Source organism: uncultured Bacteroides sp. (genome assembly GCF_910578895.1).
GTDB lineage: Bacteria > Bacteroidota > Bacteroidia > Bacteroidales > Bacteroidaceae > Bacteroides.
Genome location: NZ_CAJTSC010000018.1, coordinates 48535 through 59951, shown reverse-complemented (window position 1 = coordinate 59951; position 11417 = coordinate 48535). Strand labels below are relative to the sequence as shown.

The window sequence follows — 11417 nt, the reverse complement described above, 5'->3', positions numbered from 1 at the left end:
ACAAAACAGCTGTCTTTGCGAAAAGATGGATAGTGTTCCATCATTGTTCTGAATTATATCGAACGGACGTTATTTAAATGAGCCGTAGGTGATATGTTATTTTTCCATCGTTTCACTGCTTTATTGGGAGTGAAACCGTATCTTTGCGGCAAAACTGAAAAAGAAGAAATAATGGAAAATGTAACGGGAGCAGACTTTAAATCTGCAACTGCCGATGAAAACAAAAAGTTGTTCATCGAGACTTATGGCTGCCAGATGAATGTGGCGGATAGTGAAGTGATAGCCTCTGTGATGCAGATGGCGGGGTATTCGGTGGCGGAAACACTGGAAGAGGCGGATGCGGTATTCATGAATACCTGTTCCATCCGCGACAATGCCGAACAGAAGATTCTGAACCGGCTGGAGTTCTTCCATTCGCTCAAGAAGAAGAAAAAGAAACTGATTGTCGGTGTGCTGGGGTGCATGGCAGAGCGTGTCAAAGACGACCTGATTACAAACCACCATGTAGACCTGGTGGTGGGACCGGACGCATATCTCAGCCTGCCCGACCTGATTGCGGCAGTGGAAGCCGGCGAGAAAGCCATCAACGTCGAACTGTCTACAACGGAGACTTACCGTGACGTGATACCTTCGCGCATTTGCGGCAACCACATCTCCGGTTTTGTCTCTATCATGCGCGGATGCAACAACTTCTGCACCTACTGTATCGTGCCCTACACCCGCGGACGGGAACGCAGCCGGGATGTGGAAAGCATCCTGAATGAAGTGGCGGACCTCGTGGCAAAAGGCTATAAAGAAGTGACCCTGCTGGGGCAGAATGTGAACTCTTACCGTTTTGAGAAAACGGACGGAGAAACCGTGACCTTCCCCATGTTGTTGCGCACCGTAGCAGAATCTGCACCGGGAGTCCGTATCCGCTTCACCACTTCGCATCCCAAAGACATGAGTGACGAAACCCTGCAGGTCATTGCCGAAGTGCCCAACGTCTGCAAGCACATCCACCTGCCCGTGCAAAGCGGAAGCAGCCGTATCCTGAAACTGATGAACCGCAAATACACCCGTGAGTGGTATCTGGAACGTGTTGCCGCCATTCGCCGTATCATCCCCGACTGCGGCCTGTCTACGGACATCTTCTCCGGTTTCCACTCCGAAACGGAAGAAGACCACCAACTCTCCCTCTCGCTGATGGAAGAGTGCGGCTACGACGCGGCTTTTATGTTCAAATACTCAGAGCGTCCGGGCACGTATGCCAGCAAACACTTGCCGGATGACATATCGGAAGAGGTGAAAATCCGCCGTCTGAATGAAATCATCGCTTTGCAAAACCGTCTTTCTGCCGAAGCCAATGCCCGTTGTGTAGGCAAGACGTATGAAGTGTTGGTAGAAGGTGTTTCCAAACGCAGTCGCGACCAACTTTTCGGGCGTACCGAACAAAATCGCGTGGTAGTCTTCGACAGAGGTACGCACCGTGTAGGCGATTTTGTTATGGTAAAGATTACGGAATCCAGTTCAGCTACCCTGAAAGGGGAAGAAGTCTTTGGATAAGAATAAATGAAAGCCGTGGTTTATTATTAAATCTCCTTAATGAAAACCGTATAAGCCACTTTTTATTTGTTATTTTGCACCAAATTTAGGATAAGTGTGGCCTGCCCGTTGCAGGCTGCACTTCCTTGTTGGTAAACGTTCGATGAATAAACTCACTATAAAAGCTTGTCCAATATGTGGCGGAACGCATTTGGAGCGTACCCTGACCTGCATAGACCATTATGCGTCGGGCGAAGTATTCCATCTGTGCCGTTGCCGGGAGTGTGGCTTTATCTTTACACAGGATTTCCCTGTGGAAACGGAAATCGGACGTTATTACGAAACTCCCGACTATATCTCCCATTCCGATACGAAAAAAGGAGTGATGAACTCCGTATACCATCTTGTACGCAGCTACATGCTGAAGCGGAAAGCACGTTTGGTGATGCATGAAACGCGCCGTAAAACAGGACGTTTGCTGGATATCGGTACAGGTACAGGTTATTTTGCCGATACGATGAAGCGTTATGGCTGGCAGGTAGAAGCCATCGAAAAGAGTGCCGGAGCACGCCTGTTCGCCAAAGAACATTTCGGATTGACGGTGAAGCCGGACACCGCCTTAAAGGAATTGGCACCGGATAGTTTTGATGTCATCACGTTGTGGCACGTTATGGAACATCTTGAGGCATTGAATGAGACATGGGAAATCTTGAACTCGCTGCTCACGGACAAAGGTGTGCTGATAGTAGCCGTACCCAACTGCTCTTCGTACGATGCCAAGAAATACGGCGCTTACTGGGCTGCCTACGATGTTCCCCGGCACTTGTGGCATTTCACCCCCGATACTATCAACCAATTGGGTTTCAATCATGGCTTTATTCTGACGGAATGCCACCCCATGCCATTCGACGCTTTTTATGTGTCGATGCTGACAGAGAAGAACATGCATCGTTCGTGCCCGTTTGTACGCGGAATGATAACCGGCACGCTGGCGTGGTTTCATGCTTTGGTAAAAAAAGAGCGCAGCAGTTCCATGATTTACGTATTCCGTAAAAAAAAGAGCGGGAATACGATAGAGTGATAAATGTGATAAGGTATTGGCAATGAAAAAGAAAGCTAAAAATAACGCTGTATCCTACTTTGACATGCAGTTCATCACGTCCAGCATAAGCACTACGTTGGTATTGCTGCTGCTGGGATTAGTGGTATTCTTCGTATTGGGAGCTCACAATCTTTCCGTATACGTAAAGGAGAACATCAACTTTTCCATTCTCATCAGTGATGATATGAAAGAGAGCGATATCCTGAAATTGCAGAAAAGGCTTGATAAAGAACCGTTTGTAAAGGAGACTGAGTATATCTCCAAGAAGCAGGCGCTTCGCGAACAGACCGAAGCAATGGGAACAGACCCGCAGGAGTTTCTCGGCTATAATCCCTTTACGGCGTCCATCGAGATTAAATTGCATTCCGGTTACACCAATTCGGACAGCATTGCCAAGATAGAAAAGAAAATCAAGAAGAATACCAATATCCAGGAAGTCCTCTATCAGAAAGACCTGATAGATGCAGTGAACGATAACATACGCAACATCAGCCTGATGCTATTGGGACTTGCCGTTATCTTGACGTTCATCTCCTTTGCACTGATAAACAATACAATCCGTCTGACAATTTATTCCAAAAGATTCCTCATCCATACAATGAAGCTGGTGGGGGCAAGCTGGGGTTTCATCAGACGTCCGTTCCTGAGGCGCAACTTCTGGATAGGAGTTCTGTCGGCAGCCATTGCCGATGCCGTTTTGTGGGGAGCCGCTTATTGGCTGGTGTCTTACGAACCGGAACTAATCAGGGTAATCACCACCGAGGTGATGTTGCTGGTGTCTGTTGCCGTATTGGCATTCGGAGTACTTATTACTTGGTTGTGCGCATTGCTTTCCATCAATAAATATCTGAAAATGAAAGCAAGCACCTTGTATTATATATAAATGGGATTTCAGATGTATGCCATGCGGCGTATGATGAGTTGCAATCGTATCAATTATAAATCAATAAATAAATGAGTAAACAGAAGTTCGCTTTTGACAAGACCAATTTTATTTTACTTGCCGTCGGCATGGCAATAGTGATACTTGGTTTTATTTTAATGACCGGTCCTGTGTCTACACCTACACACTTTGAACCGGATATCTTTAGTGTAAGACGTATTAAAGTAGCTCCGGCAGTCTGCCTGCTGGGTTTTGTATTCATGATATATGCCGTATTGCGTAAACCGAAAGCGGACGAAGAGTAGTTCAGTTGACGAATTGACGAGGGAACAAGTTGACGAGTGGACAAGGCTTTCTCCTTGTACCCTCGTTCCCTTGTCCCCTTGTCAACTCACAAATAAATAAGGAGAAAGAAAAATGGATTGGTTTGAGGCGCTTATTCTTGGGCTTATTCAAGGATTGACGGAATATTTGCCGGTCAGCAGCAGCGGACATCTGGCTATAGGGTCCGCACTGTTCGGAATTCAGGGAGAAGAAAATCTGGCTTTTACGATAGTAGTCCATGTAGCTACCGTATTCAGTACATTGGTAGTGCTCTGGAAAGAGGTAGAATGGATTTTCCGCGGATTGTTCAAATGGGAAATGAATGCAGAAACCCGCTATGTCATCAACATTCTGATATCTATGATACCCATTGGCATTGTAGGAGTGTTTTTTAAGGATGAAGTGGAGAAGATTTTCGGTTCGGGACTGCTTATCGTGGGTTGCTGCCTGTTGCTCACTGCTTTATTGCTTGGTTTCTCCTATTATTATAAACCGAAACAGAAAGAAAAGATTTCCATGAAAGATGCGTTCGTCATCGGACTGGCTCAAGCTTGTGCGGTGCTTCCTGGACTTTCGCGCTCGGGCAGCACCATTGCCACCGGTCTGCTGTTGGGAGACAACAAGGCTAAATTGGCGCAATTCTCTTTCCTCATGGTGATACCGCCTATCTTGGGTGAGGCACTGCTGGACAGCGTCAAGATGATGAAGGGCGAGGACATCGCAGGAGATATTCCGGGTATCTCACTGGTTATAGGCTTTTTGGCTGCCTTCATTTCAGGTTGCCTTGCCTGCAAGTGGATGATTAATATAGTAAAGAAAGGCAAGTTGATTTACTTTGCCATATATTGTGCCATAGCCGGTATCGTTACGCTGGCGGTTTCACAAATGCAGGGATGAAGCAGATGAATTTTAAAGAAGGAGAAGTTCTGTATTTCAATAAACCGTTGGGATGGACATCGTTCAAGGTTGTAGGACATGCACGTTACCACATCTGCCGGCGGATGAAAGTAAAGAAACTGAAAGTAGGCCATGCCGGCACTCTCGACCCGCTTGCTACGGGAGTGATGATAGTATGTACCGGCAAGGCAACAAAACGGATTGAAGAGTTCCAGTATCACACAAAGGAGTATATCGCCACTATCCGGTTGGGTGCCACCACTCCTTCCTATGATTTGGAACATGAGATAGATGCCACCTATCCCACGGAACATATCACGCGGGAATTGGTAGAGGAGACTTTGAAAAGGTTCATAGGTGAGATACAACAGGTTCCGCCTGCTTTCTCGGCATGTATGGTGAACGGCAAGCGTGCTTACGACCTTGCCCGGAAAGGTGAGGAAGTGGAACTGAAACCCAAATTGCTGGTGATTGATGAAATAGAACTGTTGGAATGCAACTTGCCGGAAATCAAAATCCGGGTAGTGTGCAGCAAAGGCACTTACATCCGCGCTTTGGCACGTGACATCGGTGAAGCGCTGCATAGCGGCGCCCATCTTACAGCATTGGAGCGTACCCGCGTAGGAGATATCCGCATAGAAGATTGCCTCAATCCGCTCGATTTCAAAGAGTGGATAGACGGACAAGAAATTGCGGCCAACGAAGAGCCAAGTTGACAAGGAAACAAGTTACAAAGGAAACAAGCTACAAGGAAACGAGTTGACGAAGAAGCAAACAACTAACGAACTAAAAAACTTAAAAACCCAAAAATATGAAACTGTCGCAATTTAAATTTAAGCTTCCTGAAGAGAAGATTGCCCTACATCCTGCAAGATACAGGGACGAGTCGCGTTTGATGGTATTACACAGAAAGACGGGCGAAATCGAACACCGTATGTTCAAGGATATTCTGGAGTATTTCGATGACAAGGACGTATTTATCTTCAACGATACAAAGGTATTTCCCGCCCGCCTGTATGGCAACAAGGAGAAGACCGGCGCACGTATCGAGGTATTTTTGTTGCGTGAGTTGAATGAGGAGTTGCGTTTATGGGATGTGTTGGTAGACCCTGCCCGCAAAATCCGTATCGGCAACAAGCTTTATTTCGGTGAAGACGATTCGATGGTCGCCGAAGTGATTGACAATACCACTTCACGCGGACGTACACTCCGTTTCCTTTACGACGGTCCGCACGATGAATTCAAGAAGGCACTGTACGCATTGGGCGAAACGCCGCTGCCGCACAGCATCATCAACCGCCCTGTAGAACCGGAAGATTCGGAACGTTTCCAATCTATCTTTGCCCGTAACGAAGGTGCGGTGACGGCTCCTACGGCAAGCCTGCACTTCAGCCGAGAACTGATGAAGCGCATGGAAATCAAGGGAGTAGACTTTGCCTACATCACGTTGCATGCCGGTTTGGGCAACTTCCGCGATATTGATGTCGAGGACCTTACCAAGCATAAGACGGATTCCGAGCAAATGATTGTTGCGGAGGAAGCCGTAAAAATCGTAAACCGTGCCAAGGATTTGAATAGGCAAGTATGTGCCGTAGGCACCACGGTGATGCGTGCGATAGAGAGCACCGTCAGCACGGACGGCCATCTGAAAGAGTACGAAGGTTGGACAAACAAATTCATCTTCCCGCCGTATGACTTTACGGTAGCAAATGCGATGGTGTCCAATTTCCACATGCCACTTTCCACCCTGCTGATGATTGTTGCCGCTTTCGGCGGTTACGAACAGGTAATGGAAGCCTACGATATAGCATTGAAAGAGGATTACCGTTTCGGTACTTACGGTGACGCAATGCTGATTACGGATAAATAAAATAGCAGTCGGACCGGACTGTTTTATTGATGTACGTTTACTTTAGTTTAGGAACCAATCTCGGCAACAAGGAGCACAATCTCCGTCTTGCCGTTCAAAAAATAGAAGAGCGGGTAGGGAAATTGATTTCCCTGTCCGCTTTTTATGCTACCGCTCCGTGGGGATTTTCTTCCGAGAATACATTCCTGAACGCGGCGGCTTGCGTGGAGACGCTTCTTCCGCCCATGTCCGTGCTTTATCTCACTCAGGAGATAGAACGCGAAATAGGACGTACGCATAAATCCGTCGACGGGGCATATAGCGACCGGGTGATAGATATAGACCTGCTCCTATACGATGACCGGGTGATGGATACTCCCGAATTGAAGCTGCCTCACCCGTTGATGCACGAACGTCGCTTCGTGATGGAGCCGTTGGTAGAGATTGCGCCGGATTTGGTTCATCCGGTACTCAAGAAAAAGATGATGGACCTGCTATAACAGTTGCATACCTTTCCCCGCGTACGATATTACCATATAATCGTCCTATTTTTATATTTATAATAGTTGCCTGCCCCTATTTTTGCTACTATTCAATAAGGTTGCCGAATGTTACCTTAAAGCCTGTTCTATTTTTGTTCCGCACTATTTTGAAAGCTCCTTTTACAGAGATTCAAAAGAGACCGGATAAGGAGCCTCCTGAAGAAAACTGAAACAGGCTGTCAGTTAAACAAACTGCTATATTCGGCATACTTCAGGAATAATTAATAAGTTTGTTCGACTATTAAAGCAGGCGGTTATATGTATAAGAAATATTTTTCTCTCCTTTTATCCTTCATGGTTACCCTTTCGTTTGCACAGAACATACATTTTCAGGCAATCGGAGTGGAAGATGGCATTTCGCAACCGACGGTGACATCTATCTATCAGGATGAATTCGGAATTATCTGGATAGGAACCAAAGATGGGCTGAATCGTTATAACGGCACGGATTTTTACGTTTTTCGTCCCGTAGAGAACGACAAAAACAGCCTGTACAATAATAATATAGGTACAATCTGCGGCGACAAGCAAGGACATATTTACATCCGTTGCAAATACGCGGTTACCGAATATGACATAAAGAAAAACACTTTCCATACAATTCGCGACAATGACATTCAAGCCATCGCTTACGGCAACGCACGACTGTGGGCTTGTACAAAGGACTCTTTATTCACTTACAACCGCATAACGGATAAGCTCGACTATTACTACAACCTGAATGGCGTACGTATATCCTGTGTGACCGAAGACAGTGACGGCAATTTGTATGTGGGCACCATGAACAATGGTTTATACATGATAGACAGCAATAAGAAATGGCTGAATTATCTCCCAAAGAAAGATATTACATGTGTCTACGAAGATTCCAAGAAGAGCATCTGGGTAGGAACGAAAAACGACGGACTTTTCCGCTTGGATAGAAACGGAGGGATAACCGCCTATGGAAGTGCTTCTCATCAGAATATGCTTTCCAGTAGCTATGTCCGCTGCATTGTGGAGGATAACCTGGGGAATTATTGGATAGGGACTTTCAAGGGTTTGGACAAACTGGATGTCACGACCGGCACTTTCACCCATTATAGCAAAGACAACAAGCAATATAGCCTGAGTAACTCTTCCATCATCTGTATGATGAAAGACCGGCAGGGCACTTTTTGGATTGGGACTTATTATGGCGGAATCAACCTGTTCAATCCCGACTATGAGATATACACCTATTACTATCCGGATGAATCAGAAAAAGGAAAACTGACCTCTCCATTTGCCGGAAGGATGATAGAGGACTCCAAAGGCGGCATCTGGATTGCAACGGAAGGCGGCGGAATGAACTATCTCGATAAGAAAACCAGAACCTTTACCGAATACAAGCATGACGCAACCAAAAATTCGCTTGCATCCAATACGGTCCAGAGCCTATTTATGGATGAAGACAACCGGGTTTTGTGGATAGGCACCTTACGGGGCGGATTAGACCGCCTGGACCTGAAAACATACCGGTTTACCAATTACCGCCATAATGCCGAGAAAACAAATTCATTGATTAGCAACATAGTCCGTAAGATTATTCCCTATAAAGGCAATCTGTTGCTGGCTACCCACAACGGAATCGGACTTTTCAATCCTGCTACCGGGGAGTGCATGAAGTTATTGAACGACAGCAGGCTCAACAACAGGCAAATCATAGACATGCTTGTCGACAGGGATAATAACCTCTGGTTTTCTTATCCGTTAGGATTGGTGAAGTATAATCTCGAGACCCGGAAACGCAATGAGTATTTCGTTCCCAACACTTCGAAGCAAGCCATCGGGTCCAATCTTATCAATGTGCTTTTCGAAGACAAGAAAGGCAATATCTGGGCAGGCTCTTCGGGCGACGGCATATTCCTGTACGAGCAGGAGTCCGATACGTTCAAATCGTTCAACTCACACAATTCGGATTTAATCAACGATTATATACTCGATATCAAAGAGTCGCTTTCCGGCTATCTCCTGATAGCCAGCAATCAAGGATTCTCACGTTTCGATATGGAGAGCCAACGCTTTTACAACTACAACAAGCAGAATGGTTTTCCTATGACGGCATTGAATCCTTACGGACTGTTCGTGGCGAGCGACAACGAGATATATCTTTCCGGTCCCAAAATGATGATTTCTTTCTTTGAGAAAGAGTTGAATTCGTATGTAAAGCCCTATCAGCTGAATTTCACTTCATTGGAAGTAAACAACCGGCAAATCCTGCCCAATGACGGCTCGGGCATTCTTACGGAGTCGATTCTATATCAACCGCAGATTACCTTAAACCATAATCATTCCATCATAACCATCAACTTCTCACTATCCAATTATGTATCGGTACTGAAGAACAAAATCTATTACAAGCTGGAAGGCTTCGATAAAGACTGGATGAGTGCGGGCTATCGCAAGGCGATTACCTATACCAACCTCAACCCGGGCAAGTATAAGTTACTGATTAAAAGTTCGGAAGAGTATTCCGGCAAAGAGAGCATCTGTAAAGAGATAGATATTATAGTAAAGCCTCCTTTCTATAAGTCCGCTTGGGCATATTGGATTTATATCATTGCCGGTATCCTGTCCGCCTATCTGATAATGAGCTTCTATTCATCGAAACTGAAACTGAGGGCTTCGCTGGAGTATGAAAAGAAAGAAAAGAAGCAGATAGAAGAACTGAACCAGTCCAAACTCCGCTTCTTTACCAATATATCGCATGAATTCCGCACTCCGCTCACATTGATTGTGAGCCAGTTGGAAATGCTGATGGAAAGAAACGACATCCAGCCTCTGGTATATGGCAAGCTTGTGAATATTCATCGGAACACACTGCGTATGAAACGCTTGATAACCGAACTGTTGGACTTCAGGAAACAAGAGCAAGGTTTTGAAAAGTTCAAATACAGCAAGCAGGATATTTACGCTTTCCTGGATGAAATCTACCTCTCTTTCAAAGAATATGCACGGGGCAAGCAGATTAATCTGGAGTTTCTGAATAAAGACAAGAATCTGGAAGTGTGGTTCGATGTGGTGCAATTGGAAAAGGTGATTTACAATTTACTGTCCAATGCTTTCAAATATACTCCGTCGGGTGGCACCATTTCACTGTCCGTACAAGAATATGGCAATAGTGTCCTGGTCGCGGTATCGGATACAGGAGTAGGCATTGCCCAAGAGAGCCTGGATAAGATATTCGACCGCTTCTATCAAGCAGACAGCATGGACAACCAGAAAGGTACGGGCATAGGCCTGGCACTTGCAAAGAGTATCATAAAAGCCCATCAAGGAAAAATCAGTGTACGGAGCATGGAAGGCAAGGGGACGACTTTCGCGGTCGAACTGCCTTTGGGAGACGGCCACATTGCCGATTCACAGAAAATAGCCACTCCCGACATCGATTCATCGTGCATTTCCGAACTTACGGTATATGGTCCGCAAATGACAACCGACATGGCGGATGATGAAAATACAGACAACCGCCCGGCAGAGGCAAGGAGCAAGATTCTTATTGTAGAGGACAATGAAGAGCTCAGAAACCTGTTGGCACGTTTGTTTTCCAAAATATATGCCGTTTACGAGGCTCAGGATGGCGAGGAAGGATTTGAAAAGACCAAAGAAGTGCAACCCGATATCGTGCTGAGCGATATCATGATGCCCAAAATGTCCGGCATAGAAATGTGCAGGAAGATAAAGAGCAATTTCGAGACCTCCCACATTCCCGTGATATTGCTAACGGCACAAACTGCCGAAGAATATACCATGCAAGGGTTAAAAATGGGAGCGGATGACTATGTTACCAAACCTTTTAACGTGAAACATTTGTTTATGCGTTGTAACAACCTGGTGAACAGTAGAAAGCTGTTGCAACAGAAATATGCGAAACAAATGGATAACAATGTCGATATACTTGCCACCAACAGTGCGGACTATCAGTTCATGGAACAATGTGTGGCCTGCGTCGAACAGAACCTGGATAATCCGGATTTTGACGTGAATATGTTTGCCCAAACCATGAACACAGGGCGTACCAAACTCTTCCTGAAAGTGAAGGGCATTACAGGGCAGACTCCGAATGACTTTATTCTGAACATCCGCCTGAAGAAAGCGCAGATGCTCCTCAAGCAAACGGATACGAAAACCGTCTCGGAAATAGCGTATGAAGTGGGCTTCAACTCTCCAAGCTATTTCATCAAGCGTTTTAGAGAGCTGTTCGGAATGACTCCCGCCCAATACCAGAAAGGTGAAGAATGACTCGTTCGCTCTTTTATGAAGAGCAAAACAGAC

The 11417-nt window shown here is 45.8% G+C and carries 9 protein-coding genes; all 9 read left to right on the top strand.

Annotation, left to right across the window (positions count from 1 at the left end):
* Window positions 1-171 precede the first annotated feature (171 nt).
* A complete protein-coding gene (miaB, locus tag QZ327_RS06680) occupies window positions 172-1545 on the top strand; it encodes a tRNA (N6-isopentenyl adenosine(37)-C2)-methylthiotransferase MiaB (RefSeq protein ID WP_294618163.1) in 1374 nt (457 codons plus the stop codon).
* A 142-nt stretch (window positions 1546-1687) separates the two neighbouring features.
* Window positions 1688-2605: a class I SAM-dependent methyltransferase gene (locus QZ327_RS06675; protein ID WP_294618161.1), complete on the top strand. Its 918-nt coding sequence runs from the start codon at window positions 1688-1690 to the stop codon at window positions 2603-2605.
* Window positions 2606-2627: 22 nt separating this feature from the next.
* Window positions 2628-3509 (top strand): permease-like cell division protein FtsX, encoded by an 882-nt coding sequence (locus QZ327_RS06670; protein ID WP_294618160.1) that lies wholly within the window; start codon window positions 2628-2630, stop codon window positions 3507-3509.
* Window positions 3510-3580: 71 nt separating this feature from the next.
* A complete protein-coding gene (locus QZ327_RS06665; protein ID WP_294618158.1) occupies window positions 3581-3814 on the top strand; it encodes a DUF3098 domain-containing protein in 234 nt (77 codons plus the stop codon).
* A gap of 112 nt (window positions 3815-3926) precedes the next feature.
* On the top strand, window positions 3927-4730 hold the full coding sequence (locus tag QZ327_RS06660) for an undecaprenyl-diphosphate phosphatase (RefSeq protein ID WP_294618157.1): 804 nt from the start codon (window positions 3927-3929) through the stop codon (window positions 4728-4730).
* 5 nt (window positions 4731-4735) lie between these two features.
* Window positions 4736-5446, top strand: coding sequence for a tRNA pseudouridine(55) synthase TruB (truB, locus tag QZ327_RS06655; protein ID WP_294618156.1), 711 nt, complete (start codon window positions 4736-4738; stop codon window positions 5444-5446).
* A 95-nt stretch (window positions 5447-5541) separates the two neighbouring features.
* The gene (gene queA / locus QZ327_RS06650) at window positions 5542-6600 is read left to right on the top strand and encodes a tRNA preQ1(34) S-adenosylmethionine ribosyltransferase-isomerase QueA (protein WP_294618155.1); all 1059 of its coding nucleotides are present in this window, start codon (window positions 5542-5544) and stop codon (window positions 6598-6600) included.
* 29 nt (window positions 6601-6629) lie between these two features.
* Entirely contained in the window at window positions 6630-7079 is a 450-nt protein-coding gene (folK, locus tag QZ327_RS06645; protein WP_294618153.1) for a 2-amino-4-hydroxy-6-hydroxymethyldihydropteridine diphosphokinase, read from the top strand.
* Window positions 7080-7379: 300 nt separating this feature from the next.
* Window positions 7380-11384, top strand: a complete 4005-nt coding sequence (locus QZ327_RS06640) for a two-component regulator propeller domain-containing protein (RefSeq protein ID WP_294618151.1) — start codon at window positions 7380-7382, stop codon at window positions 11382-11384.
* Window positions 11385-11417: the final 33 nt, after the last annotated feature.

Excerpts from the sequence above, each read along its gene's own strand:
- miaB (WP_294618163.1), top strand. The coding sequence starts at position 172 with ATGGAAAATGTAACGGGAGCAGACTTTAAATCTGCAACTGCCGATGAA.
- QZ327_RS06675 (WP_294618161.1), top strand. The coding sequence starts at position 1,688 with ATGAATAAACTCACTATAAAAGCTTGTCCAATATGTGGCGGAACGCAT.
- QZ327_RS06670 (WP_294618160.1), top strand. The coding sequence starts at position 2,628 with ATGAAAAAGAAAGCTAAAAATAACGCTGTATCCTACTTTGACATGCAG.
- QZ327_RS06665 (WP_294618158.1), top strand. The coding sequence starts at position 3,581 with ATGAGTAAACAGAAGTTCGCTTTTGACAAGACCAATTTTATTTTACTT.
- QZ327_RS06660 (WP_294618157.1), top strand. The coding sequence starts at position 3,927 with ATGGATTGGTTTGAGGCGCTTATTCTTGGGCTTATTCAAGGATTGACG.
- truB (WP_294618156.1), top strand. The coding sequence starts at position 4,736 with ATGAATTTTAAAGAAGGAGAAGTTCTGTATTTCAATAAACCGTTGGGA.
- queA (WP_294618155.1), top strand. The coding sequence starts at position 5,542 with ATGAAACTGTCGCAATTTAAATTTAAGCTTCCTGAAGAGAAGATTGCC.
- folK (WP_294618153.1), top strand. The coding sequence starts at position 6,630 with ATGTACGTTTACTTTAGTTTAGGAACCAATCTCGGCAACAAGGAGCAC.
- QZ327_RS06640 (WP_294618151.1), top strand. The coding sequence starts at position 7,380 with ATGTATAAGAAATATTTTTCTCTCCTTTTATCCTTCATGGTTACCCTT.